The 21,113-nt window shown below is 63.7% G+C and carries 36 protein-coding genes; 16 read left to right on the top strand and 20 right to left on the bottom strand.

Annotated elements, in window-relative coordinates; genetic code table 11:
• Nucleotides 1–24: 24 nt before the first annotated feature.
• The 19 genes from ACTJLD_RS30475 to ACTJLD_RS30385 form a co-directional block, all read right to left on the bottom strand.
• The gene (locus ACTJLD_RS30475; protein ID WP_440660450.1) at nucleotides 25–1,098 is read right to left on the bottom strand and encodes a tyrosine-type recombinase/integrase; all 1,074 of its coding nucleotides are present in this window, start codon (nucleotides 1,096–1,098) and stop codon (nucleotides 25–27) included.
• The gene (locus ACTJLD_RS30470; protein ID WP_234743167.1) at nucleotides 1,098–1,292 is read right to left on the bottom strand and encodes an excisionase; all 195 of its coding nucleotides are present in this window, start codon (nucleotides 1,290–1,292) and stop codon (nucleotides 1,098–1,100) included. The genes ACTJLD_RS30475 and ACTJLD_RS30470 overlap by 1 nt, the downstream gene beginning before the upstream one ends.
• Entirely contained in the window at nucleotides 1,289–1,621 is a 333-nt protein-coding gene (locus ACTJLD_RS30465; RefSeq protein ID WP_440660449.1) for a DNA-binding protein, read from the bottom strand. Before ACTJLD_RS30465 ends, ACTJLD_RS30470 begins: the two co-directional genes overlap by 4 nt.
• Complete coding sequence (locus ACTJLD_RS30460) at nucleotides 1,618–1,941, bottom strand: hypothetical protein (protein ID WP_440660448.1); 324 nt, start codon at nucleotides 1,939–1,941, stop codon at nucleotides 1,618–1,620. Before ACTJLD_RS30460 ends, ACTJLD_RS30465 begins: the two co-directional genes overlap by 4 nt.
• Nucleotides 1,934–3,172: a hypothetical protein gene (locus ACTJLD_RS30455; RefSeq protein ID WP_440660447.1), complete on the bottom strand. Its 1,239-nt coding sequence runs from the start codon at nucleotides 3,170–3,172 to the stop codon at nucleotides 1,934–1,936. Before ACTJLD_RS30455 ends, ACTJLD_RS30460 begins: the two co-directional genes overlap by 8 nt.
• Before the next feature lie 20 nt (nucleotides 3,173–3,192).
• A complete protein-coding gene (locus ACTJLD_RS30450; protein ID WP_440660524.1) occupies nucleotides 3,193–4,308 on the bottom strand; it encodes a DNA-methyltransferase in 1,116 nt (371 codons plus the stop codon).
• A gap of 2 nt (nucleotides 4,309–4,310) precedes the next feature.
• The gene (locus ACTJLD_RS30445) at nucleotides 4,311–4,955 is read right to left on the bottom strand and encodes a hypothetical protein (RefSeq protein WP_440660445.1); all 645 of its coding nucleotides are present in this window, start codon (nucleotides 4,953–4,955) and stop codon (nucleotides 4,311–4,313) included.
• Between the two features lie 177 nt (nucleotides 4,956–5,132).
• A complete protein-coding gene (locus ACTJLD_RS30440) occupies nucleotides 5,133–5,729 on the bottom strand; it encodes a hypothetical protein (protein WP_440660444.1) in 597 nt (198 codons plus the stop codon).
• A gap of 27 nt (nucleotides 5,730–5,756) precedes the next feature.
• Nucleotides 5,757–6,512, bottom strand: a complete 756-nt coding sequence (locus ACTJLD_RS30435; RefSeq protein ID WP_440660443.1) for a hypothetical protein — start codon at nucleotides 6,510–6,512, stop codon at nucleotides 5,757–5,759.
• Nucleotides 6,505–6,996 (bottom strand): HNH endonuclease signature motif containing protein, encoded by a 492-nt coding sequence (locus tag ACTJLD_RS30430; protein WP_440660442.1) that lies wholly within the window; start codon nucleotides 6,994–6,996, stop codon nucleotides 6,505–6,507. The genes ACTJLD_RS30435 and ACTJLD_RS30430 overlap by 8 nt, the downstream gene beginning before the upstream one ends.
• Nucleotides 6,989–7,876, bottom strand: a complete 888-nt coding sequence (locus tag ACTJLD_RS30425) for a PD-(D/E)XK nuclease-like domain-containing protein (protein WP_440660440.1) — start codon at nucleotides 7,874–7,876, stop codon at nucleotides 6,989–6,991. Before ACTJLD_RS30425 ends, ACTJLD_RS30430 begins: the two co-directional genes overlap by 8 nt.
• Nucleotides 7,876–8,037, bottom strand: a complete 162-nt coding sequence (locus ACTJLD_RS30420) for a hypothetical protein (protein WP_440660438.1) — start codon at nucleotides 8,035–8,037, stop codon at nucleotides 7,876–7,878. The genes ACTJLD_RS30425 and ACTJLD_RS30420 overlap by 1 nt, the downstream gene beginning before the upstream one ends.
• Nucleotides 8,034–8,411 (bottom strand): hypothetical protein, encoded by a 378-nt coding sequence (locus tag ACTJLD_RS30415; protein ID WP_440660436.1) that lies wholly within the window; start codon nucleotides 8,409–8,411, stop codon nucleotides 8,034–8,036. Before ACTJLD_RS30415 ends, ACTJLD_RS30420 begins: the two co-directional genes overlap by 4 nt.
• A gap of 154 nt (nucleotides 8,412–8,565) precedes the next feature.
• The gene (locus tag ACTJLD_RS30410) at nucleotides 8,566–8,865 is read right to left on the bottom strand and encodes a hypothetical protein (RefSeq protein ID WP_440660435.1); all 300 of its coding nucleotides are present in this window, start codon (nucleotides 8,863–8,865) and stop codon (nucleotides 8,566–8,568) included.
• A gap of 47 nt (nucleotides 8,866–8,912) precedes the next feature.
• Nucleotides 8,913–9,044, bottom strand: a complete 132-nt coding sequence (locus ACTJLD_RS30405) for a hypothetical protein (RefSeq protein WP_440660434.1) — start codon at nucleotides 9,042–9,044, stop codon at nucleotides 8,913–8,915.
• 1 nt (nucleotide 9,045) lies between these two features.
• A complete protein-coding gene (locus tag ACTJLD_RS30400; RefSeq protein ID WP_440660433.1) occupies nucleotides 9,046–9,495 on the bottom strand; it encodes a hypothetical protein in 450 nt (149 codons plus the stop codon).
• Between the two features lie 10 nt (nucleotides 9,496–9,505).
• Complete coding sequence (locus ACTJLD_RS30395; protein ID WP_440660432.1) at nucleotides 9,506–9,715, bottom strand: hypothetical protein; 210 nt, start codon at nucleotides 9,713–9,715, stop codon at nucleotides 9,506–9,508.
• A gap of 158 nt (nucleotides 9,716–9,873) precedes the next feature.
• On the bottom strand, nucleotides 9,874–10,275 hold the full coding sequence (locus ACTJLD_RS30390) for a hypothetical protein (protein ID WP_440660430.1): 402 nt from the start codon (nucleotides 10,273–10,275) through the stop codon (nucleotides 9,874–9,876).
• Between the two features lie 34 nt (nucleotides 10,276–10,309).
• Nucleotides 10,310–10,987 (bottom strand): helix-turn-helix domain-containing protein, encoded by a 678-nt coding sequence (locus tag ACTJLD_RS30385; protein ID WP_440660429.1) that lies wholly within the window; start codon nucleotides 10,985–10,987, stop codon nucleotides 10,310–10,312.
• A gap of 109 nt (nucleotides 10,988–11,096) precedes the next feature.
• On the opposite strand from ACTJLD_RS30385, the gene ACTJLD_RS30380 reads away from it, so the two are divergent.
• A complete protein-coding gene (locus ACTJLD_RS30380) occupies nucleotides 11,097–11,315 on the top strand; it encodes a transcriptional regulator (RefSeq protein WP_440660427.1) in 219 nt (72 codons plus the stop codon).
• A gap of 7 nt (nucleotides 11,316–11,322) precedes the next feature.
• Here ACTJLD_RS30380 and ACTJLD_RS30375 read toward each other — a convergent pair whose 3' ends face one another.
• Complete coding sequence (locus ACTJLD_RS30375; protein WP_440660425.1) at nucleotides 11,323–11,715, bottom strand: hypothetical protein; 393 nt, start codon at nucleotides 11,713–11,715, stop codon at nucleotides 11,323–11,325.
• 152 nt (nucleotides 11,716–11,867) lie between these two features.
• Between ACTJLD_RS30375 and ACTJLD_RS30370 the strand changes: the two genes are divergently transcribed.
• From ACTJLD_RS30370 to ACTJLD_RS30300, 15 genes are all read left to right on the top strand, one after another.
• A complete protein-coding gene (locus ACTJLD_RS30370; protein ID WP_059588100.1) occupies nucleotides 11,868–12,143 on the top strand; it encodes a hypothetical protein in 276 nt (91 codons plus the stop codon).
• Between the two features lie 85 nt (nucleotides 12,144–12,228).
• Nucleotides 12,229–13,263, top strand: a complete 1,035-nt coding sequence (locus tag ACTJLD_RS30365) for a DUF1376 domain-containing protein (RefSeq protein ID WP_440660423.1) — start codon at nucleotides 12,229–12,231, stop codon at nucleotides 13,261–13,263.
• Nucleotides 13,232–13,867, top strand: a complete 636-nt coding sequence (locus tag ACTJLD_RS30360; protein WP_440660421.1) for a hypothetical protein — start codon at nucleotides 13,232–13,234, stop codon at nucleotides 13,865–13,867. The genes ACTJLD_RS30365 and ACTJLD_RS30360 overlap by 32 nt, the downstream gene beginning before the upstream one ends.
• A 2-nt stretch (nucleotides 13,868–13,869) precedes the next feature.
• Nucleotides 13,870–14,370, top strand: a complete 501-nt coding sequence (locus ACTJLD_RS30355) for a RusA family crossover junction endodeoxyribonuclease (protein ID WP_440660419.1) — start codon at nucleotides 13,870–13,872, stop codon at nucleotides 14,368–14,370.
• A gap of 8 nt (nucleotides 14,371–14,378) precedes the next feature.
• A complete protein-coding gene (locus ACTJLD_RS30350) occupies nucleotides 14,379–14,636 on the top strand; it encodes a hypothetical protein (protein ID WP_440660417.1) in 258 nt (85 codons plus the stop codon).
• Nucleotides 14,636–14,827 (top strand): hypothetical protein, encoded by a 192-nt coding sequence (locus tag ACTJLD_RS30345; RefSeq protein WP_440660415.1) that lies wholly within the window; start codon nucleotides 14,636–14,638, stop codon nucleotides 14,825–14,827. The genes ACTJLD_RS30350 and ACTJLD_RS30345 overlap by 1 nt, the downstream gene beginning before the upstream one ends.
• Nucleotides 14,824–15,099, top strand: coding sequence for a hypothetical protein (locus ACTJLD_RS30340; protein WP_440660414.1), 276 nt, complete (start codon nucleotides 14,824–14,826; stop codon nucleotides 15,097–15,099). Before ACTJLD_RS30345 ends, ACTJLD_RS30340 begins: the two co-directional genes overlap by 4 nt.
• An 8-nt stretch (nucleotides 15,100–15,107) precedes the next feature.
• Nucleotides 15,108–15,740: a DUF2829 domain-containing protein gene (locus tag ACTJLD_RS30335; protein WP_440660413.1), complete on the top strand. Its 633-nt coding sequence runs from the start codon at nucleotides 15,108–15,110 to the stop codon at nucleotides 15,738–15,740.
• Between the two features lie 28 nt (nucleotides 15,741–15,768).
• Nucleotides 15,769–16,383, top strand: coding sequence for a hypothetical protein (locus ACTJLD_RS30330; RefSeq protein WP_440660412.1), 615 nt, complete (start codon nucleotides 15,769–15,771; stop codon nucleotides 16,381–16,383).
• A 38-nt stretch (nucleotides 16,384–16,421) separates the two neighbouring features.
• The gene (locus ACTJLD_RS30325) at nucleotides 16,422–16,601 is read left to right on the top strand and encodes a hypothetical protein (RefSeq protein ID WP_440660411.1); all 180 of its coding nucleotides are present in this window, start codon (nucleotides 16,422–16,424) and stop codon (nucleotides 16,599–16,601) included.
• On the top strand, nucleotides 16,598–16,864 hold the full coding sequence (locus ACTJLD_RS30320) for a hypothetical protein (RefSeq protein ID WP_440660409.1): 267 nt from the start codon (nucleotides 16,598–16,600) through the stop codon (nucleotides 16,862–16,864). Before ACTJLD_RS30325 ends, ACTJLD_RS30320 begins: the two co-directional genes overlap by 4 nt.
• Complete coding sequence (locus ACTJLD_RS30315; protein ID WP_440660408.1) at nucleotides 16,858–17,046, top strand: hypothetical protein; 189 nt, start codon at nucleotides 16,858–16,860, stop codon at nucleotides 17,044–17,046. Before ACTJLD_RS30320 ends, ACTJLD_RS30315 begins: the two co-directional genes overlap by 7 nt.
• A 7-nt stretch (nucleotides 17,047–17,053) precedes the next feature.
• The gene (locus tag ACTJLD_RS30310; RefSeq protein WP_440660407.1) at nucleotides 17,054–17,449 is read left to right on the top strand and encodes a helix-turn-helix domain-containing protein; all 396 of its coding nucleotides are present in this window, start codon (nucleotides 17,054–17,056) and stop codon (nucleotides 17,447–17,449) included.
• On the top strand, nucleotides 17,449–18,963 hold the full coding sequence (locus tag ACTJLD_RS30305; protein ID WP_440660406.1) for a terminase: 1,515 nt from the start codon (nucleotides 17,449–17,451) through the stop codon (nucleotides 18,961–18,963). Before ACTJLD_RS30310 ends, ACTJLD_RS30305 begins: the two co-directional genes overlap by 1 nt.
• On the top strand, nucleotides 18,963–21,086 hold the full coding sequence (locus tag ACTJLD_RS30300) for a portal protein (RefSeq protein WP_440660405.1): 2,124 nt from the start codon (nucleotides 18,963–18,965) through the stop codon (nucleotides 21,084–21,086). The genes ACTJLD_RS30305 and ACTJLD_RS30300 overlap by 1 nt, the downstream gene beginning before the upstream one ends.
• Nucleotides 21,087–21,113 lie beyond the last annotated feature (27 nt).

Here is a 21,113-nt window from a genome sequence, read left to right as displayed (position 1 = left end):
TGTTCAGAACCTGTTCAGAATTCGTTAAAAACCCACCTTCACCCGAATAGGCTCGATTCCTCGCGCATCCGCGTAGGTTTCGGCCGACGTATCCGACATGTGGCCGAGTAGCGCCTTCGTGTCGACGTTCCCCTGCTTGTCGTACAGTCGCTTCGAGAGGCTTCGAATCTCGTGGAACGACGGTGCGTTCTCATCCGGAATCTTGGCCTTTTTGCGTGCCCGAGCGAACGCTGCCGAGATGACCCCCAGTCCGACCGGTGCGCCCGGCACGGTTCCGTTCTTTCTGGTCGTGTAGTGGATCAGGTACTGGCTGATGACGCCAGTTTTCTTGCATCGCGTGATCACGTCGGCCAGTGTCATGCCGATAGCATCCAGGCGTAGGCTCGTCGGAATTTCGATAACGACACCGGTCTTCTGCCGAGCGACGCGCGCATGTCCATGCTTGATCCATGACCGCTCCCAGCGCGCGCAGGTTGATCGATCCTGTCCCGAGACGAGCGCGAGCAGCATCACGTTTTCCAGCCAGTTCGTGACGGTCGGGGCTTGCGCGAGAATTTTCTCGAACGATTCCAGCGTCAGACGGCTGCGCTTCGTTTTGAACTTCACGCCTTCCGTCACGGCGGCCGGGTTGGAATCCATCCAGCCGAGCGACACGCCGCGGCGACAGATCGCCATGGCGCGCGCACGCACGACTTTTGCCAGAGCCGCCTTTCCCTCGGCGAGGATCGCCTCGATGATGTCTGCGAAGTGCTTCGTCGTCAGCTCGCGGCACTTGACCTTGCCAATCTTCGCCTCGAGCCGGCCATCTGCCAGCTTCCGACTCTTGGCGGTGTTGTGCTTCTCTGACACGGGCATCTTCTTGAGCAACTCGCTGAATGTCGGCGAATCGCTTTCCACGCGTTCGGCGAGCGTCTTCTTGCCTTCGGCGATCGACATGTTCGCCTCGGTCGCTTCGTAAATCGCCTGGGCAAGCGGCATGCGGCCGAGGATGTGCGTCTTCTTCGTGCGCGGATCGAACCAGGTGAAATATCCGGGCCGCGGCTCGTGAAGATGCTCGGGCCAACTGGCCCGAATGCGGATGCGTGGTCGGGCGGCCATCATGCGATCCTATGGACGAGGCGAGGGCGAGCGCTGTCCTGATAGACGGCATTTTGCTCGACGTAATACGCGTTGCCGACCTTGATCGGGGGCGGGTAGATCTTGCCTTCCTTGACCCACCGGGATGCAGTGCGCATCGCGGGTGCCGGGCTGAATTCGCGTTCGAGCCAATCGCTCAGTCTGATCTTCATCATTTTCCCCTCGTGGTCATGGCAAGCTCGACGCGGCGGATGATCTCGCGATCGTAGCCGGCTAGCGTGGATTGCAGGTTGGGTGCGAGGCGCGGCCCGGCGGACGGCGTGTCGAGTGGCGCGCGTGACGTCGCGGCCGGCACAACCTCGTACGCCGTGTCCGTGCGCACGCGCCGATCGATCCGGATGCGCCCTGCGTAGAACAGCGTGTCGAGGAAGCCCTGCACGAGCGCGGTCGACGTCTGCAACTCGGCCGCGATCTCGCGCGCGGTGTGCGTGCCGCTGGTCAGGACGTTGAACACCGCGGTGCTGTTGATGCGGCGGCTGGTCACGATGAGGCTCCGGTGCGGGCGGCGACGAAACGAGCGAGATCGTTCGCGAACGCATGCAGTGGATCGTCATTCGCGAACGACCAACCCGCCTCGTCCGTCCATTGCATGCCGTGCTGCAGGCCGATACCGACGACGCGATCCCACGCGATGACTTCGTCCGTCACCTCGGTGCGCGGCTCCGGCAGCGGTGTGGCGAGAAGGGCGCGGAGGGCGTTGATGAAGCATGACGCATCGCGTGGGCCGATCGTGACTGGCTTCTCCGCGCTCAGAGTGTCGAGCAGGATCTCGACCCAGCGTCGATTGATCTGATCTTCAGTCATGGTTGGCTCCTTGGAGAAGGTCGCGCAGACGTTCCGCGTGGGCTTTGTTCTGCAGGTCTTCGGATCGCGCCAGCCACGTCGCCGCGTGCTCGACCGACTCGCGCAGCTCGTCCGTCAGCCCGACCCGAGCGTCTGCCTGCGCGGGCTGCGGGGCGACGTCGCGATCACGCAGGTATTGAGCCAGCGCGCACGCGAAGTCGGCCGCCAGCCGTTCCTCGATATAGCGCCCGTAGTGACGGTTGCGCAGGCGTTTCACGAAGAACTCGGCCACGTAGCCCCGGCCTCCCTCGCTGGTGTTCAGATCGTGCGGCCCGATCGGCTCGTGCGCCTCTGCCGGTGCGTCGGGCTGCGCGGGCTGGGTGATCGTGCTGCCGTCATTCGGAATCTTGTCGCCGCGCACGATGCGAGCCATTTCCTTCATGCCCATGCTTTCCAGCGCGCATGCAGCCTGTTCAAGCAGCACATTCGGGTGAGCCTGCGCGGGCGACTGCGGGGCGGTGTCGATCATCGCCTGATAGACGGCTGCGGCAGTCCACGGGCCGCCGACGCCTACCGGCAACGACCAATGCCCGGCATCCTTCATCACGCCGGTCGGACGAATCGGCACGAGCTTCCATCCGACCGGGATCGCCACCGCTTCCGCCGCCATAGCGGGCGCTGGTACGGCATAGGAAATGCATTGCTCGATCGCATTGATCGCGCAGTTGCGCAGCTCGTCGAGCGTCGCGACGATCGCGTCGGGTTCGCCTTCAGGGCTGTTCCGGTCGGGAAGTTCGCAAACGTTCGTCAGGAACATTTCGAACCAGTGCGGCAGCTCGATCGCCCCTTCCGCCCCCGTCTCACTGGCAGATGCGGCGCGGGCAATCTCGATAGCCGTGTCAGCGATTCGCATGTAGGTGCTCTCGTTGACGAGCCCTTCCAAGAAGCTGAACTTGTCGTAGATGTCTTGATCCGACAGCGCCGCCCGCTCGTCCGCCGGCGAGGGTGCGGGAACCGTTGCGCATGCCGCAACCCAACCAGCCTCGTAGAACTGCCACGGGGTCATTTTGGCGAACATCTGCGAGCTGATTTCGCCCCAAGATTTCACCATTTCTGCGCGGTCGATCGGCGCTGCTGCGGGCTGCAACGATTCAGCCTCGCGCTTGCATGCGCCGGTGCCGCAACCGCGCGAACATTGGATGTCGGCGATTGCGCACACGCGGACGGCTGCGGGATTTTCATTGGTCGTCATGGTGTTTGGTCCTCAGGTGGTCAGGCGAGCGCGAGCCCTGGCTGGCGCAGCCGGTCGCGTTGCAGGGTTTCGTAGTCGGGATTCAGCTCGCAGCCGAGGAACCGGCGGCCGAGCCGCTGCGCGACCTGGCCGACGGTGCCGCTGCCGAAGAACGGATCGAACACGACGTCGCCCGGCCGGCTGCCTGCGAGCACGCAGGGCTCGACGAGCGCTTCGGGGAAGGTCGCGAAGTGCGCGCCGCTATACGACTGCGTCGGGATGTGCCAGACCGAACGGCGGTTACGCATCGTCGGCATGATCGCCATCGCTTCGTCGAAGCTGGCGTTGTTCTTCGTTCCGGCGCCTTCGTCAGCCAGCTTTCGCTTCACGCGTCCGCGCGAACGCTCGTCAGCGTCGGTGCCATGCCCCCAGCCGACTCCGCGGCCGACGGCCTTCATGTTCCCGTTCGACTTCGCCCCGCCGTTCGCGCGCTCGCTGCCGATCTGCGCCTGCACGTTCTGCGATAGACGTGCATGCGTATTCGGGCTCACCGGTTCGAGAATCGCTTCCTGATCGAAGTAGTACCGCTCGTTCTTGCTCAACAGGAACATGTACTCGTGTGCCTTGGTGCAACGGTCGCGCACGCTCTCGGGCATCGGGTTCAATTTTTCCCACACGATGTCTTGCCTGAGATACCAGCCGGCATCCTGCAAGGCAAATGCGAGGCGCCACGGCTGGCCCATCAGGTCTTTCGGCTTCAGGCCCGTGCGCTCGCGCGATCCGGTGCCGCTTTTCCGGTGCTGCGCAGCGGCGATCTGCTGCGCGCTGATCACCGACCGGTCCGACATCTGTCCAGTGCGCCCCTGCGCGCCCCACGAACCGGCGTATGCGTCGCCCATGTTCAGCCAGAGCGTGCCGTCATCCGCGAGCAGCTCGCGCGCGAGGTCGAACACACCGACGAGCGTGTCGATGAACTCGCGCAGCGTCGACTCCTGACCGATCTCGCGGTGCTTGTCCGGGTGGCCTTCGGGCAGATACGAGCGCAGCCCCCAGTATGGAGGCGAGGTCACGATCGTCTGCACGCGCACGCCGTCGGCGATCATTGCACGCATCAGGTCCCGGCAGTCGCCGCGATGGGAGTGGTCGATCCAGTCGATCATCATTGGCCTTCGTTGATCAGTTGCTTCGCGTTCGCCACGAACACTGCGCGAGCGAATCCCATCGGCGTCGCCGAGCGGATGTCGCCGCGGTCGTCAGAGGGGGGGGCGGCATGGATTCGGTTGTCGGGTGCGCCGAGGCCGTCAGCTCGATTCGGCTCCGGCATCTCGAATCCACCGCCGGCCCATACGCACGTCTTCTTCGTGTAGTTGTCGGACAGCTCGAACCCCGTGAACTCGTATGGGTGGAACGTGTAATCGGGCTTGCGCCAATGCGACGAGATCACGCTCACGGGGTTTTCGATGCCATACGGCACGCCGAGGCCGCTCAGGAACTCGTCGGCGATCGCGACCATTTCTATCGCCTGGGCGAGCCGGCGCAGACCCTTTTCCTTGAACCAGCGTGCGCCGCTGACCGCGAGATCCGTGCAGGGCGGAAATGCGAAGCCGAACACGACGGTCGAGTCCGCGGGGATCCCAGGCGCGCCAAGCAGCGCATCCCATTGCTGAAAGATGATCCCGTCACGCACCGTGCGGCCGACGTGCTGGATGTCGTAGCAGATGCAGCGATAGCCGGCGTCCGCCCACGGCCGAGCCATGTTGCCGGTGCGGTCGAACAGGAAAATCGCGGTTGGTACCATCGTCATCCTCTAAATCAGTAGATCAAGCCTCAATGGCGAGTGCTCGGCTAGCATGTGGCAGCTGGTTGCATGAAAGCGCCGCGCTGCAGATCTTTTGGCGTTGTGACGGCGCCCACCCGTCACACCGAGCACCCACCGTTGAAGCTTGGGTTGCCGCGCGACGGGTGCCGCGCGGCTGGTAGTTCACTCTTCCTCTACTTCCTCGTCGGGCTGCGTGTCGAGATCCGATCCTGCGAAGGGGCGGTGCTCGTCGTCCGCCGGCGGCGCATCGCCGAACAGCCTGGGCTCGACGTAGTCGCTCGGCGGCGTCAGCGTGATGCCGATCTCCTGCTGCACGCGGCGCGCGATCTTGCCGTGGTCCTCGTCGTCCTTCGGATGCGCGGTGATCTTGAAGTGCACTCCGACGGAGCCGCCTTCCTGCGTGGTGAACCGGATGTCCTTCAGGCCGCACTCGGCGAGCAGCACGTCCTCGGCGCCCGTCGCGCCGATGTGGAAGCGCAGCAGATACCCTTCGTAATTTCTGTCCCACACGAGGTTGCGCATGAACGGGAAGCGCAGCTCGGTCAGGCCGTCGTGCTCCATTTCCAGCTCGCCGGGCTTCGGCTGCGGGCGGCGGTAGAGCATGCCGCGCAGCGCCGGGTCGAACATATCGAGCAGTTCGCCGCCGCCGACAATGTAGAGGCCGGTCGAGATCGCGGGCTTGCGCTCGGCGCCGTGCTTCTCGGAAACGTTCGTGCAGCTGACGATCTTCGCGAGGGTGCTGTCTTTGATTTCGAACATGGTTGCTCCGGGTGGTGATGGAGGGGGTTACGCGCCGAGCAGCGCTTCGCGGCGCCGGTTGTACGCTTCGGTCAGGCGTTCGAGCATGTCTGCCGGGTAGTCGCGGAAGCCATCGAGGCAGGCGTCGAGCGTGTCGACGTCTGCGCATGCTTCGATCTGCGCAAGCGCGGCCGCTTCTTCGGTGCTCGGGCCGTCGGTCGACGGCTGGTCGGCAGGCTTGCGCGTCGCCGCGCCGCGCAGTTCCTTCATGCGGGCGTTGTATGCGTCCTGCGCTGCCTGCGCCTGGTCGCCCGGCGGCAGCTTCATCGCCAGCGCACGCGCTGCGTTCATGCCGTTGCGGTCGGTCGCAGTTGCGATCGCCTTCAGCACGTCGTCGAGTTTCACGACCTCGAGCGGCAGCACTGTGTGCATCGCCTTCTTGCCCTTCGTCGCGGTCAGCGAAAGCGAGATCTCGCGCTCGATGTTGCTCAGGTGGCTGATGCGGATGCCGCCCACCGTCATGCCGCCGAAACGCACGGCATGGTCGTTGTAGAGCGTCATCGACTTTCCGACCCACGCGCGGCCATCCTCGCCCCAGGCGAAGATCAGCAGCTTGCGCATGGTCTTGCACGGCTTGTACGGCCGGCCTTCGTCGTTCTGGTAGTGCAGGATCACGGGCTGATCCTCGCTACCCATGCGCACATCGGTGACGGTGATGGTCAGGTCGCCTGCGAGCAGTTGCTCCGCGTTCAGCTGGTCGGACTTCGGCACGATGGTGCCGCGGAGGTCGGTGATATCAGACATGGTTTTCTCCCTCAGATTTCTTGAATGCGGCCCGTGCGGCGACTGCTGACGCCTTGTCGGGATAGCCGCCCAAACTGATCTTTCGTCCGTCGCGGCACACGTACGCATACCAGCGCGAGCGTTGTTCGAAGACGCCGAATTCACCTGATCGGCAATCCTTTCGAACCTTGTTGCGGTTCGCGCCGTTGCCTTTCGCATCGACGTCTCGCAGATTGGAAAGGCGGTTGTTGGTGCGGTCGCCATCGATGTGGTCGATCATTCCCTTCGGCCATTCGCCGTGGGCCAACAGCCAGATCAGGCGGTGCGATGAATACAGAACGTTGTCGATCTTCACGTGCCAGTAACCGTTGGCTTCGATGCGGCCCGCAGGCTTACCGATCACGTGTGCCTTGTTCTTGGCGGCCGTCTTCCAGATCAGCTGTCCGGTGGCTGCGTCGTACGTGAGGCGTTCCGCGACGCGCTCGCGAGTGATGGATCTACACATAGGAAATTTCCACCTCTTGCGACGTGAACGCGTACGGCGGCAGGTCGATCTGCGTGCTCTTGTTCGAGTAGCCGGGCCAGCGCTTCAGGCGCATGCATTCCTCATAGACGTCGAGCAGCCGACGGCACTCCATGAACCCTTCTTCGCGGCTTTCCGGGCCGAGCGTGTACGACGCGGCCGCGTACGGCCATTCGGTTTCAACGGCCACGAAGGTGAATTTTTCGACCGTGACGCCGGCAGCCGCGCTGTATCCGGCCGAGTAGAACGCGTCCTGCACGTGGTAGCGCTTGCGCGCGATCTGGCGGCGGAACTCGTCAGCCGATGCGCAGCTATACGTCTTGAGGTCGAGCAACTCGACCGACTTGCGCGACAGCTGGTGCACCCAGTCGGGCCGGCAGCGGCATTCGACGCCAGTCATTTCGTCCGTCCAGAACGCGGACACCTCGGCGCGGCCGCGCGACAGCGCGTCCTGAATCTCGGGCAGCGCGCGCACGGCTTCGGCCTGGCGCATCGCGACGTCGTACTGATCGACCGTGATCACGCGCTTCTCGCCGCACGCGTCGAGGAATTCGCGCCACCATTCCATCGCCGCGATGCTGTCCGGCGAAGGCTTCTTCGCGTTCCACTGCGTGTCCGTTGGCTTGCGCGGCGCACCCTTCGGCGCCCAGACGTAGCGCGCGTCGAAGTGTTCCGGCTCGAACACTGCGCAGTGCGCGAGGTGCCCCTCGAGCTGGCCCGGCTTCTCGGCGCGCGGCGGCCGCAGCGGATTGCGGTGCCGGCTGTAGAAGTGGAACGGCGACAGCGCGAGGTCGTCGAGCTGCGATTTCGAGACGGGCGGCAGCGCGTGATACGCGTCGATCGACAGGTCGTACTTGAGCATCACGCCCCCCACACGCCGCGCGGCGCTTCCGGCGTAGTGCCGAGGTATGCGATGCCGACCGCGCATCCGAACGCGATGAGGATCGCGACGATGATGCCGGCGACCGGGTTACGCTCGAAAAGCCGGTCGAGCGCGCCGCACAGGTAGGTGATCGGGTTCATGGTCGGTTGTCCGCGCCGCAGTGTGGGCAGTCGAGGGAATAGCGATCGGCGTCTCTCGGGAAGCGGCCGCACCCGATGCAGTTCACACGGTCGGAGCGTTGCTTCTGCGGCTTGACGAGTTCAATGCCGCTTCCCGTGAGCGCCTCGTCGCGCTTGATGTGCTGCACGTCGACAGCCGGGCGCCAGCGCGCGTCGATGTAATCCTTCGGCCACGGAATGTCCGTCTCGCGCGCGTTGTGGCGCGCCTGCGCTTCTTCCTGCGTGTACACGTGCGCCTTGCGCAGGTCGGTCGTGTAGCCGTTACCGTTCTGCGCCCACCACATCACGTCGTTTCCGACGAATGAGCGGCTGTCTTGGAGGTAGAACAGCTTCATCGCGCGATCCCCGCGAGAAGTTCATAGGCCGGCGCAACCCCGCACGCGATCAGATACAGCGCGCCGAGCACCGCGAGCGGGAACCAGTCGCGCGATACAACCGATCGGCTGTAACCGCGCGATACAAGCGTTGGGCTGTTGAGAGGGGCGCGCATCATGCCTTCCGAGCGATGAACAGCGTGCGGATGAACGCCTTGAGATTGAAGTCGTCGAAACACCAGTCGAGGCCATTCGCCAGATCGAGGCTGTACAAGCGAGCCTCCGATTCGATCTCTGCATCGGTCGGCACGTCAATGTGCAGGCGCTTCGTCACGCAGTTCGAAAAGCGCTGAGAAAGATCCTGCTGCGTCGCCAGAAGCATCTCGAACGCTTCGTATTGTTCGGGCGACATGCATTCAGCGCCGGCTTCGAGCAGCAGCTCGCGGGCGTCAGGCGTGTGTTTGATCTCGCTCATGGTCTATCCTCGGTGTGGTGTGATTGCCCGCAGGGCGGGCGCGGTGGTCAGTGCAGGTGGTGCTCGTCGTTCTCGATGTTCTTCATGGCGCCGCGGATGCGATCGACTACCTCGTAGACGATGCCGACGACGAACAGCACGCCGAGCCCGATCAGGACGGTTTTGACGAAGAGCTGCATGTCAGAGCTCGTCGAACAAGCGCACGTGGCGGCCGATGTGGTCGGCGCAGCTGGAGAAACCGGCGGCGCCCGGGCCGAACTTCTGGCCGCACGACGAGCAGCTGACGTTCGCGAAGCGCGGCCGCTCGTCATCGAGCGAGCGCTCAGCCTCGAGTTCCGCGTCCTCGCTCATCGCGTGCACGATGATCGACATCACCAGATCGCCCAGTGCCTCCGGCGACTCGCGGAACGCGGCGCGTAGAGCAGCGCCGTGCTTCTGCTGCGTGACGCTGTGCATGCCGCCGATCAGATCGTCGTCCGACAGCGCGGCGATCTTCGCCTTCAGGCGCTCCTTCGCGATGGCCGCGACGAGTTCGGTGCGGTCAGCCTCGGCGTCGGCCGCATCATTGAACTGCTGCAGCTGGCGGTCCGACCAGAAGTCGGCGGTGCGTTCGGTGGTGGGTGCAAGCATGTCGTTCTCCTCAGGCCGCGAACTTGCGCAGCATCGTGTCGAGACGGTCGTGCGCGTACCGCGTCGCGCGCGTCGGGTCGATCCCGCAGAACTCCGTGCGCCGCGTCATGCCGGCCAGGTAGCCCTGCAGGAGCGAGATCGCGTTCATGCGGCTCGCGAGCTGATCGATGAAGTCGAACTCGGCCTGGGTGGTCCAGCCGCGGGTGTCTTCTGATTTCACGGGGTGCCTCGTTCATGTGGTGCTGATGGAGGCAATTATACGAAAGTGTATTGGATAGTCAATACGATTTCGCATAGGGGTGGGCGAAAAAAATCCCGCCGGAGCGGGATTCTTGATATGACGGGCGCAGGCCCCGTCAGGGCAACGCGCTAGAGGCGCTACCGCGAAATCTGCAGATCGTACAGCTGCTGATCATCGGTGAGGCATGTGCCAGTGCCAGCTTGACTCCAGCCACTGAACGAAAAGACGCAGCGCAGATTGTGGCCGTCGGCAGACTGCGCGAGGACGTTTCCGTTGCCCGTCGCGCTGACGCCGACCGCATTGCCGGTCGCAACTTGGCCACCCGAGAAAGCCGTCGCGAGCGTGAAGGAACCGCCCTGAACGTAGGCAAATTTTCCGTCGTAAGTGCGATCGTCGATCGTGATCGAAACGGTCTTGTCGATCTGCTTCGCTGTGCCGTGAGCGATCTTTCCGGGCCCCCTCGGCATCAGCGAAAGGTCATAGGTAGCGCAGCCTGCAAGCGGAAGCGCCACAAGTAGGGCGCAGATTTTTTTTAGCATTTTTCTTCCCCGAAACGAATTTCTAATTGTGCCGTTATCGTCTTCGATATCGCCGGTGTTCCACCATCACACCGATGATTTTTACCGATCGATGCTCGCTACTCACGGTCGGGTAATCCGGATTAAGGGGGACGAGCTCGAATACATCTTGACCCATTTCATTCGTACCACGTGCTCGGTAACGCTTGAACGTCGCATCTTCGCCCTCTTTGGCAGCGACAACATAGTCGCCTGGTCGCGGGCTCAGCGCGGGATCGATGATGACTCGATCACCCGCATTAAATTCGGGGGTCATGGAGTCGTCATCAATTTCCAATGCAAATGCGTTGTCCGATAGCTCCAGATCAGTCAAAAGGAATTCGAATACCCCGTTCCTCGGCAATGTGCTCGCGGCCTCAGTCATTTTTACCACCTGCAGGCTATTCAATAAGGGGATGCGCCTGGTCCCGATCGCAGCGGGACGAATGTTGGATTCTGACTGAATCTTTCGCAAATCGATATACCGGAGATCATTGATTGATACCCCGAAATAGTCGGCTATGGGACGTAGCGTCGGGTCGCGGGGCGTCTGACTCTCCCCCGTGAGGATGCGATGGATGGTCGGCTGCGGCGGCCGATTGTTCAGCGCCTCAGCGAGCGAGTTGCCGCTCAGTCCGCGGCGATCCATCAGCCACTGAAGGTTCGAGGCGAGGAAGTTAGGGTCGTCAGTCATGCCCGGGAAAATACGTATTTGCATAGCGTCCGGCAAGTCTCTATACGAAATAGATTTACTTCAATACGAAAACGTATAAAATACGCTCCAACAGACCTTGGAGCGTCCTATGAAGCCCGCTAAGCAACTGGTCGACGAGCTGACAGCCGACGGCGTGAGCCAAAGCAAGATCGGCGCGGCCACCGGCATCCCGCAAGCAACCATCAGCCGTATCCAGTCGGGGCAGATCGCCGACACGAAGGCTTCGTACTGGAATCGAATCGCGGCCTTCCATGGTGAGCATTTCGCCGCCAAAACCGCTGTGCAGCCGACACAGGTGCCTGCGTGAGCGCCGCTCAGTTCACATCGCGCGGTTCCTCTGCCCCGCTGATCTCGAGAAGTGTGGCGAGCGCCTCGTTGAGCGCCACGCCGTACTGCTCGTTTTCCATGTGTTTGCGCTCGAGCATGTCCGAAACATCGCGTAACGCCTGCTGGATCTCTTCTCGGTGCTCGCTCATGCGCAGCAATGAGCCAGTTGCCGCCAGCAGTAGGTCCGTTCGAGCGCGGCTTTCCGCAATCTCCGCCCGCAGAAGGTGCACCGTCTTCACCGTAACAACGGCCGCTGGATCTTCTTTGACGGACTTCACTGCTGCGCGGCGCGCCCTGAAGCGCGCATCGCCGCGAACCATGAAGACGCCGAACGCAATGATCGCGGCGAGCAGCACCAAGAATTCCATCAGTTGAGTCACAGGAGCCTCCTTTCATGGAACGGATTGACGTAGGGGTACGCGATTCTGACATGGCTGGAAGCTCCTCCCGAAAGACGCGGTTGACGTTGACCGCATCGTATTTGTGCCACGCAGCAACGGCACTCAACAGTTTTTGCTAGGGGTTGCCAGTCATGGCCAAACCGAACATTGAAAAGGCGCTGCGCGACGTCCTGACCGGGCCGGATCGCAAGCGCGCGGCCGAGGTTCTTGGCTGGGATGCGTCCGAAGTGAGCCGCTTTCTGAGCGGTCAGCGCGGCGTGCTGATCAACGAATTCGAGAAGGCGATCGACGTCGCCGGATACGCGCTCGTCAGTCGGCCGTACCTGGATGCGATCGCGACCCTCTGCAAGGTCGGGGCTGCTTGCGAGTGCGCGCGACAGGGCGCCGGCGAGTGCGGGCTTCGCTGAGGGAGGGCGCCATGCTCGAGTTCTTCATCGACGCCTGGATGCTCGCGGTCATCTCGTTCGCGTTCGGCGGGTGCTGGAGGTGGGCGTGAACGACCTCCCGAATCCTCTCACCCCTGCGGATTGCGACCTGCGCGATTTTCCGTTCATGCCGCTCGACGTGCAGCGGCTGTGTGACAGCGATCTGGCCGCTCTTGAGTCGCCGGAGGCGTGCTGGGCCGCGTTGCTGCTTTGGAGCAAATCGTGGCACCAGGTTCCGGCCGCCAGCCTGCCTGACGATGACCGCGTGCTCGCCAAGTTCACCGGTTACCAGCGTGCGCCCGCCGCATGGCAAGCGATCCGCGATGGCGCGCTGCGCGGCTGGATCAAGTGCAGCGACGGCCGCCTCTATCACCCGGTCGTGGCCGAGAAGGCGAACGAAGGATGGTTCGCAAAGCACCGGCAGGCGCACGACAAGCTCTGCGAGCGCGTCCGGAAACGAAACAAGGCGCGCGCCGATTCCGGCCTCGTTCCACTGGAAGTCCCGGAGCTTGACCAGTGGATCGACATGGGTCGTCCGATGGAAAAGGCTTTGTTTCCCGAGGAATTTAGCAGTCCTTCCGCTGGAAAAGAACGAGCTTCCACCGGAACGAAGAAAGACTTCCGCCGGAAGGACGATGGAATTCCTGCGGAAAACGCTCTTAAAGGAAAGGAAGGGAAGGGACAGGGAGAAGTTAACACCGTAGGTACTGTCGTCTCTCCCGGTAAACCCGCGCGAGTCGCCGCCGACGATTTCCGCCCGAAGGACGCGGCCGAGTGGCTGCGATACCTGCGCGACAAGCACGGCTTCGAGGCTGACCCGACGAACGTCAACGACCGGAAGAAGCTCTGGCCGGTCTTTGCCGGATGGACGAACGCTGGCCTGACGACGGCTTTCGTCGATGACGCGATCGCCGCCGCGATACGCGACGCCAGCGAACCGATCGTATGCCTCCCGCTCTACGTCGACCGCTGCATGGCGAATGCGAACGCCGCGCGCGCTTCGCCGAATCCGAGCTGGACCGACCAGAACGCCCAGACCATTGCAGCCCTCACCGGACGGAACCGAAGCCATGAACCAGATGACCGAACCATCGACGTTTAAGCGCCCTGATTGGCCGCTCGACGCGCTCCCGCAGCATTGGATAGAGGCGCTTTTCTCGAAGATGGCCGCGTTCTACGGCTCGCGTTTCGCTTCGATGTGGACCGGCGTGAACGTGGGCGAGGTGCAGAAGGCTTGGGCGATCGAGCTCGGCAAGCTGTCGCGCGACCAGCTGAAGGCGGGGAGCGACAACCTCACGGCGCTGCCGAAGCCGCCGACGCTGCCCGAGTTCGTCGCGCTGTGCCGTCAGGCGCGCAGCGAACAGGCTGCCTCGACCGTGCATCGAATCGGCTATGGCCCGAAGGCTGACGAGGCGACCGTGAGCGCGCATCTCGGCAAGATGCGGCCCGCGATCACGAGCATGCTCAATCGCGAGCCGACCGCCGAATGGGCGTTCAAGCTGATTCTGCGCGGCGCGTCGTCCGATGGTGCACCGCTGACGGCCGGGGTGTCGAAGTGCGCGACTGACGCGATCACGTCGCCGGCTGGTCGACGCGTCGTCGAGGATTGCATTGACGCCGAGCTGAAGCAGCAGTACGCCGAGATCCGCGAGACGGTCGTCGACAACTACCGCATGCGCGGGCAACGGCTTTGGAGCGTGGCATGAGCATGACCGCATCCACTACGCCCGCGCGCGAGTTTCTTCCCGCCCAAAAGCAGGGCACGGCGCTGACGCTCGTTTTGCCGTATCCGATCAGCGCGAATCGGTACTGGAAGTCGTTCAACCTCGGCAAGCGGATCATGACCGCGCCGAGCAGCGAGGCGAAGGCCTATAAGCAGGAGGTCGGCTGGCTGCTGCGCGCGGCGGGCGTGCGTGAAGCGATCAAGGGCCGCGTGCGCGTCGACATCGTGCTGTACGCGAAGCGGCCGCAGGACTGGCAGAAGCGGCAGCGCCTGCACGGCGCGCGCTGGGACGACACGGTGCAGCGCATCGACCTCGATAACGCGCGGAAGGTCATCTACGACTCGCTGAAGGAGATCGCATTCGAGGATGACTTCTGGGTGTGGGCCGATTCGGGGCGCGTGGCTGAGCCTGACGGCGAGGCCCGCGTCGTGGTGACGATCACGCCGATCGTCGTCGAGCAGCCGCAGGCTGCGATGTTTGCGTGAGGTGGGGCATGGGAATCGATGAACTCCTCTTCGGCGGCTCGATGGGCTGGAACGCAGGGCAGCCGCGCGGCTGGCGTGATGGCACGTGTTCGAACTGCATGACACCAATTGCGTGCCAATCAGTCGGAATTTGCCGATCTGGGTTGCAGATGCGGGAACGCTACGACGTCGACCTTCCGGCCGACGCGGTGCGCGAGGTGCAGCCGACGCGCGCGCTGCCGGCGCCGCTCATCGAAGGAGACAGCGACGGCGGGGAGTGCGACTGATGACTTCCGATACCCGCTTTCTCACGTTCCCCGTGAAATCGCCGGCGCTGCGCCGCCATCTTCTTCGCGAGGACACTTGCTGTCCTGAATGCGGTGGCCTAATCGACGTCGGCTACGAATGCAACGACTGCGGATTCGACGGGATGCCCGAGATCGAGGCCGCCCGCGTCAAGCAGGCTGGTGACGCATGAACCTCGCCCACCTCGACGAGCAGCCGAAGCTCAGCGCGTTCCATCTGGCGTGCAACCTGCCGCGCGACCCGCAGTTCCGCGAGTGGGTCGGCCAGTACACCGTGCCGCCGCAATCAGTCGACGTCGACACGGCAGCCGCATTCATCCGCACGGTGTGCGAGATCGACACCCGCAAGCAGCTCGCGACCGACCGCGCTGCCGAGCAGCGCTTCCACCAGTTCCTGCGCCGGCCGTTCGTGGCCTGGCGCGATCAGCAGCACCAACCCGCATAGGAGCAACCGTGATCGAACCCACCGTAGGACGAATCGTGCATTTCCGGCCGGGGAAGTCGGCCGCCGGGCTGCGTATTCAATGCGACCCGAAGCAGCCGCTCGCCGCGATCGTGACGTACGTGCACGGGCCGCGCATGGTGAATCTCGCCGTGCTTGATGCGCTCGGGCGCCATCACGCGCTCACGAGCGTCCGCCTGCTGCAGGGCGACGACAAGGGCAGCGACGACGAGCCGTTCGCCGAGTGGATGCCGTTTCAGAAGGGGCAGGCGGCGAAGACGGAGCAGCTCGAGGCGCAGGTCGCGCGGTCGCCCGGCAATCGGCTCGTGAGCAACGAGCAGCTCGAGAGTGAGATCGAGGCCTCGAAATCTGGCTCCGCAAACGGCTTCGGCTATGCGCTTCACGCGCTGATGCTGGGATGCAAGGTCACCCGCGCCGGCTGGAAGGCATCCGGCGTCTTCGTCTACTACGTCCCGGCCGCCGCGTATCCGGCGCAGACCGACATCGCGAAGCAGCACTTCGGCGAGAACGGGCTCGTGCCATATCACGCGTACCTCGCGATCAAGCGGGCCGACGACACGGTGTGCGTATTCGTGCCCGGCATGGATTCGATCCTCGCGGACGACTGGGTCATTCTCGAATAACCCGCAGCACCTCACCTGGAGCACCATCATGAGTGAAGAGCAACAGAACCAGTCGACGGGCATCGTCGGCGAGATCGTCGAGAAGGTCGAAACGGCCGTCGAGCACCTGATCCACGGCGACGGCGCGCCGAGCAGCAGCGAACCCGTGCAGGAGGCTGGCGGGGCCACGGCGGGGGAGCATGTCCCGAGCACTGGGCTTGCGTCGGAATCCCCTGTTGCAGTGGATGCCGCAAGCCTGGATGCGCATGTTGCCGATTCCACGGCTGTGACTGACGCGCCGGCGGTCGCGGCGGCGGGGGAGGTTGGCGCGGCCGGTTCCGGTGCTGCTACGAATGCGACGGATGCGGCAAGCCTCTCGGCACAGACTTCACCCTCATCCGAAGTGTCCGATGCGGAGACCACTGGAGCATCGGATGACCCAAACGCCGCTGCCCCGACTGCGGGCGACTCCTCCGCAAGCGACACGCAGTCATCTGCGTCGTCTGTCTCGCAAGTCGGCGTCGGTCTCGCAATCGCCGCTTCCGTCTCTGAAGCCGTCGCGTCGCGCGTGTACACGCTGCGCAAGCACTTCTGGACGTTCGATGAGGTGACGCGCGCGCCGTTCATCAAGCTGCTCGACGAGATCGAAGCGCTCGTGAAGTAACCCATGCGGGCCGCGTGCCCGCTTTTCTGGAGGTCGTCATGGCGGAGAAGAAGTGGATCAAAGGCGCGATCGAGAAGCCCGGATCGCTGCGCAAGGAACTCGGGGTGAAGAAGGGCGAAAAGATCCCCGAGAAGAAGCTCGACGCCGCGGCGAAGAAGGGCGGCAAAGAGGGCGAGCGCGCGCGGCTCGCGAAGACGCTGAAGAAGCTGCACAAGTGACCGTCGCGTTTATCCGTGCGCTGCGTTACCGGCTGAACGCAGCCGAGCGCAGCGCCTTGGAGGCTCTACTCGAAGGATTCGAGGATCTACTGGAGGTATCGAAAATGGCTGCAGGCAATGCAAAGAAACGCGAGTCCCTGAAGACGGCGCTCAACAAGTACGAGCGCAGCCCGAAGGACCGCAAGGAAGACATGAAGGGCGCCAAGAAGCTCCAGGCGAAGGACAACGCGATGTCCAAGGGAAAGGGGAAGCGGGCATGCTGAACGTCGTCTACCACGCGCTCATATTCGCGATTGGCGTCTTCGCGATCGTGCTCCTCGGCACGTTCCTCGTTTCGATCGGCGTGCCTCATACGGACCGCATCGTTTTCTACATCGGCACCTTCTGGATCTGCTGGTGCTTCGCGATGGCAGTCCTCAAGCTGCGACGTCGCATCAATCGGTGAGGTGATCATGGCGCGCCCGAGCGAATACAACCCTGAGTTCGCGCCTCTCGCGCGTGCGTACGCCCTTCGCGGTGCCACGCGCGAGGAAATCGCCAAGGCGCTCGGCGTGACGCGGCGCACGCTGCTCACGTGGTGCAAGCAGTATCCCCGCTTCAAGGAGGCGATCGAGGAAGGCGCATTCCACGCCGACGCGAAGATCGTCGGGAAAGCGTACGACCAGGCAATGGGCGGCGACGCGACGCTGCTGATCTTCTGGCTGAAGAACCGGCTCGGCTGGCGCGATCGCATCGACAACGTGACGCGCGTCGGTATCTCGCCGATCGACGAGCTGCTGAGCGAGCTCGACGGCACGACGTTCAAACCGCCGCAGGTGCCGGTCGACGGGCCGAAGGACGACGACTGATGGTCGACGCGCGCCTAAAGATGGAAGAGTGGAGCAACCCGGTTTGGCGGCTGTCGAACCTGTACCGCATCACGGACAAGAGCAACCGCGTCATCAAGTTTCAGCCGAATCCGGAGCAGACGCATTTCCTCGAGGAGATGCATTACCGGAATGTGATCCTGAAGGCGCGGCAGCTCGGGTTTTCGACGCTGATCCAGCTCATGTTCCTCGACGCGGCCGTGTTCAATTCGAACGTGCGCGCCGGCGTGATCGCGGACACGGCGACGAACGCCGAAACGATCTTCCGCGACAAGATCAAGTTCGCCTACGACGGTCTGCCGAGCGGAATACGCGAGCGTCGCTATCCGGTGAAGGAGAGCGTGTCCGAGCTGCTGCTGTCGAACAACTCCAGCGTGCGCGTGGGCACGTCGATGCGTTCCGGCACGCTGCAATACCTGCACGTTTCGGAGTTCGGGAAGATCTGCGCGCAGAACCCGCGGCGCGCGCGCGAAATCACGACAGGCGCCATTCCCGCGCTCGCGCCCGACGGGCTGCTGTTCGTCGAGTCGACGGCCGAGGGCCGCGAGGGCAAGTTCTACGACATGTGCGAGGACGCGCGCAAGCGCGCGGGTCAGCCGCTCCAACCGCTGGAGGAGAAGTTTTTCTTCTTCCCGTGGTTCACGCGCAGCGAGTACGAGGCCGAGCCGAGCGGAGTAGTGATCTCCGACAAGGAGCGCGAGTACTTCGACAAGGTCGAGGAGAAAACCGGCGTCGAGCTGTCGATGCGCAAGCGTGCCTGGTACGTGCTGACGAAGCGCCGGCTCGGCGCGGACATGAAGCGCGAATACCCGAGCACGCCCGACGAAGCATTCGAGGCCAGCAACGAGGGCGCGTGGTACCGCGAGCAGTTCGATGCGATGCGCAGCGAAGGCCGCATCGCGCGCGTGCCGTACGACCGCAGCGTGCCGGTCAACACGTTCTGGGATCTCGGGCAGAACGACCTGAACGCGATCTGGTTCCACCAGCTCGTCGGCGTCTCGCACCACTTCATCAAGTACTACGAGAGCAGCGGCCGCACGCTCGACCACTACGTGAAGGTGATGAACGAGACGGGCTACACGTTCGGCACCGCCTATCTGCCGCACGACGGCAAGAACAAGCGCCTCGGCACTGGCTGGCGCAACGAATCGCCTGAGGACATGCTGCGCGGCCTCGGCGTGCACGACATCGTGATCGTGCCGCGCATCGACGACGTGACCGTCGGCATCAACCAGACACGCATGGCGCTGTCGCTCGCATGCTTCGATGCCGAGGGCTGCAAGGAGGGTCTCGACCACGTCGAGAAGTACTCGAAGGAGTGGGACGAGCGCGCGGGCACGTGGCGCGACTACCCGAAGCACGACCTGCATTCGAACGGCGCCGACGCGCTGCGCCAGTGGGGACAGGCCCACAAGAAACTGAAGATCGCGAAACCGCCGCCGGCACCCGTGACGATCGTGCCGACGGTGAACCATTGGAATCAAGGGAGGCGGTGATGGCAAAGACCAAGGAAGAGATCAGCGCGGAAGTCGTCGAGCGCTCGTGTATCCACTTCGACATGTCGTACAAGAGCCAGCAGGAAATCCGGCTCAAGTGCCTGCAGGACCGGCGCTTCGTGTTCGTCGAGGGTGCCATGTGGGAAGACGCGCTGCGCCTGCAGTTCGACAATAAGCCGCGCTTCGAGGTGAACAAGGTGCACATGGCCGTCGTGCGCATCTTCAACGAGTACCGCGCGAACCGCGCGAGCGTGCGCTTCATCGCGCGCGACGACGACGCGAGCAGCCAGACGGCCGACAACCTGACGGGCATGTTCCGTGCCGACGAGAAGCATGGCGGCGGCCAGGAAGCTTTCGACAACGGCTTCGACGAGGGCACGGCGGGCGGCATGGGCGCTTGGCGCCTGCGTAACGTCGAGGCCGATGAGTTCGATGACGAGGACGACCGTCAGAAGATCATTTTCGAGCCGATCTACGACGCCGACTCGTCGGTGTTCTTCTCGCTCGACGGGAAGAAGTACGACAAGAGCGATGCGAAGCGCTGCTGGGTGATCTCGGCGATGGGCCGCGACGCGTATGCCGAGGAATGGGGCGACACGGGCATGAAGGATCCGTGGGCCGCGGCGAACAGCGGGCAGCCGGCCACGTTCCGGAAGGTCCAGAAGATGACGGAGTTCGACTGGTACACGCCCGACGTCATCTACGTGGCCGAGTACTACGAGGTCGAGGACGTCAAGACGAAGGTCGTCGTGTTCCGCATGCTCGGCCAGAACGAGAAGGACAAGAAGATTCCGCTCGACGAACTCACCGAGGGCGACCGCGCCGAACTGCAGGCGATGGGATACACCGAGGTGCGCACGCGCACGAAGAAGCGCCGCCGCGTGCGGAAGTGGATTCACGATGGCGCGCGCGTGCTGGAGGACTGCGGCTACATCGCCGGGCCGAACATCCCGGTCGTGCCGTTCTACGGCAAGCGCGCGTACATCGACAACCAGGAACGCATCATGGGGCACGTGCGCCTCGCGAAGGATGCGCAGCGCCTCTTCAACATGCAAGTGTCGCTGCTGGCGATCATTACCGCGCTGTCGCCGCGCCGCAAACCGATCTTCACGCCCGACCAGATCCGCGGGCACGAGGTGACGTGGGCCGAGGACAACATCAAGGACAACCCGTATCTGCTCGTGAACCCGACGCCCGCCGGCCCGAATGGCGAGGAGCAGGTGCAGGGCCCCGTCGGCTATACCGATCCGCCTCCGGTGCCGCAGTCGCTCGCCGCGCTGCTCGAACTGACCGACGGCTCGATCAAGGAGCTGCTCGGCAACCAGCAGGCTGGCGAGCAGGTGCCGTCGAACGTCTCGAACGAGCTGATGCAGACGATCCAGACGCACGTGGACATGCAGGCGTTCATCTACATGGACAACTTCGGAAAGTCGATGCTACGCACCGGTCAGATCTGGCTCGGCATGGCGCGCGAGGTCTACGACGAAGAGGGCCGGCGCATGGTCACGATCGGGCCAGACGGCACCGAAGGTGAAGTGCGGCTGAAGCAGCGCCAGGTGAAGGACGGCGCGCACGTCGTGCTCAACGACCTGCAGAACGGCAAGTACGAGGCCGACGTCGACACGGGCCCGGGCTTCAAGAGCCGGCGCGACGCCATGGTGGCCGCGCTCACCACGATCCTGCCGATGATTCAGGATCCGCAACTCCAGTCGATCATCACGTCGCTGATCATCGCGAACATGGACGGCGAGGGCCTCGAGGACGTGCGCGAGTTCATGCGCTTCCGCCTGGTGCAGATGGGCGTCGTCAAGCCGACCGAGGAGGAGCGCAAGAAGCTCGAGGAGATCCAGAAGGCCGCCGCGTCGCAGCCGCCGTCGATTCACGATCAGCTCGCGCACGCCGAACTCGGCCACAAGGTCGCGCTCACGCAAAAGACCGGTGCCGAGACGCTCAAGACGCTCGCCGGCGCGGCGAACAGCCGGGCCGATGCAGTGGCGCGGCTCGCCGATCACGGCCTCGATCGCCTGCGCGTCGCGCACGAGATCCTGCAGACGCTCATCGCTCAGACATCGGAGGACGCAGCGGCCGCATCGGCGCCCGCACAGCCCGCGCTGCAATCTTGACAACGCGTGATGTTTTTCCTTGATTCC

The organism is Burkholderia sp. 22088 (assembly GCF_052045915.1).
Classification (GTDB): Bacteria; Pseudomonadota; Gammaproteobacteria; order Burkholderiales; family Burkholderiaceae; genus Burkholderia; species Burkholderia cepacia.
Note: the sequence above shows the minus strand (reverse complement) of the source record. Positions and strands in the feature narration are given on the sequence as shown.

Bases quoted from the DNA above. Each gene is read 5' to 3' on its own strand.
- ACTJLD_RS30475 (WP_440660450.1), bottom strand. From the start codon at position 1,098: ATGGCCGCCCGACCACGCATCCGCATTCGGGCCAGTTGGCCCGAGCAT.
- ACTJLD_RS30340 (WP_440660414.1), top strand. From the start codon at position 14,824: ATGAACCTCGCCCACCTCGACGAGCAGCCGAAGCTCAGCGCGTTCCAT.
- ACTJLD_RS30360 (WP_440660421.1), top strand. From the start codon at position 13,232: ATGAACCAGATGACCGAACCATCGACGTTTAAGCGCCCTGATTGGCCG.
- ACTJLD_RS30445 (WP_440660445.1), bottom strand. From the start codon at position 4,955: ATGACGATGGTACCAACCGCGATTTTCCTGTTCGACCGCACCGGCAAC.
- ACTJLD_RS30315 (WP_440660408.1), top strand. From the start codon at position 16,858: ATGCTGAACGTCGTCTACCACGCGCTCATATTCGCGATTGGCGTCTTC.
- ACTJLD_RS30405 (WP_440660434.1), bottom strand. From the start codon at position 9,044: ATGCAGCTCTTCGTCAAAACCGTCCTGATCGGGCTCGGCGTGCTGTTC.
- ACTJLD_RS30410 (WP_440660435.1), bottom strand. From the start codon at position 8,865: ATGAGCGAGATCAAACACACGCCTGACGCCCGCGAGCTGCTGCTCGAA.
- ACTJLD_RS30305 (WP_440660406.1), top strand. From the start codon at position 17,449: ATGGTCGACGCGCGCCTAAAGATGGAAGAGTGGAGCAACCCGGTTTGG.
- ACTJLD_RS30345 (WP_440660415.1), top strand. From the start codon at position 14,636: ATGACTTCCGATACCCGCTTTCTCACGTTCCCCGTGAAATCGCCGGCG.
- ACTJLD_RS30400 (WP_440660433.1), bottom strand. From the start codon at position 9,495: ATGCTTGCACCCACCACCGAACGCACCGCCGACTTCTGGTCGGACCGC.
- ACTJLD_RS30430 (WP_440660442.1), bottom strand. From the start codon at position 6,996: ATGTGTAGATCCATCACTCGCGAGCGCGTCGCGGAACGCCTCACGTAC.
- ACTJLD_RS30330 (WP_440660412.1), top strand. From the start codon at position 15,769: ATGAGTGAAGAGCAACAGAACCAGTCGACGGGCATCGTCGGCGAGATC.
- ACTJLD_RS30455 (WP_440660447.1), bottom strand. From the start codon at position 3,172: ATGACGACCAATGAAAATCCCGCAGCCGTCCGCGTGTGCGCAATCGCC.
- ACTJLD_RS30420 (WP_440660438.1), bottom strand. From the start codon at position 8,037: ATGAACCCGATCACCTACCTGTGCGGCGCGCTCGACCGGCTTTTCGAG.
- ACTJLD_RS30325 (WP_440660411.1), top strand. From the start codon at position 16,422: ATGGCGGAGAAGAAGTGGATCAAAGGCGCGATCGAGAAGCCCGGATCG.
- ACTJLD_RS30425 (WP_440660440.1), bottom strand. From the start codon at position 7,876: ATGCTCAAGTACGACCTGTCGATCGACGCGTATCACGCGCTGCCGCCC.
- ACTJLD_RS30415 (WP_440660436.1), bottom strand. From the start codon at position 8,411: ATGAAGCTGTTCTACCTCCAAGACAGCCGCTCATTCGTCGGAAACGAC.
- ACTJLD_RS30355 (WP_440660419.1), top strand. From the start codon at position 13,870: ATGACCGCATCCACTACGCCCGCGCGCGAGTTTCTTCCCGCCCAAAAG.
- ACTJLD_RS30385 (WP_440660429.1), bottom strand. From the start codon at position 10,987: ATGACTGACGACCCTAACTTCCTCGCCTCGAACCTTCAGTGGCTGATG.
- ACTJLD_RS30380 (WP_440660427.1), top strand. From the start codon at position 11,097: ATGAAGCCCGCTAAGCAACTGGTCGACGAGCTGACAGCCGACGGCGTG.
- ACTJLD_RS30440 (WP_440660444.1), bottom strand. From the start codon at position 5,729: ATGTTCGAAATCAAAGACAGCACCCTCGCGAAGATCGTCAGCTGCACG.
- ACTJLD_RS30300 (WP_440660405.1), top strand. From the start codon at position 18,963: ATGGCAAAGACCAAGGAAGAGATCAGCGCGGAAGTCGTCGAGCGCTCG.
- ACTJLD_RS30460 (WP_440660448.1), bottom strand. From the start codon at position 1,941: ATGACTGAAGATCAGATCAATCGACGCTGGGTCGAGATCCTGCTCGAC.
- ACTJLD_RS30350 (WP_440660417.1), top strand. From the start codon at position 14,379: ATGGGAATCGATGAACTCCTCTTCGGCGGCTCGATGGGCTGGAACGCA.
- ACTJLD_RS30390 (WP_440660430.1), bottom strand. From the start codon at position 10,275: ATGCTAAAAAAAATCTGCGCCCTACTTGTGGCGCTTCCGCTTGCAGGC.
- ACTJLD_RS30435 (WP_440660443.1), bottom strand. From the start codon at position 6,512: ATGTCTGATATCACCGACCTCCGCGGCACCATCGTGCCGAAGTCCGAC.
- ACTJLD_RS30370 (WP_059588100.1), top strand. From the start codon at position 11,868: ATGGCCAAACCGAACATTGAAAAGGCGCTGCGCGACGTCCTGACCGGG.
- ACTJLD_RS30470 (WP_234743167.1), bottom strand. From the start codon at position 1,292: ATGATGAAGATCAGACTGAGCGATTGGCTCGAACGCGAATTCAGCCCG.
- ACTJLD_RS30310 (WP_440660407.1), top strand. From the start codon at position 17,054: ATGGCGCGCCCGAGCGAATACAACCCTGAGTTCGCGCCTCTCGCGCGT.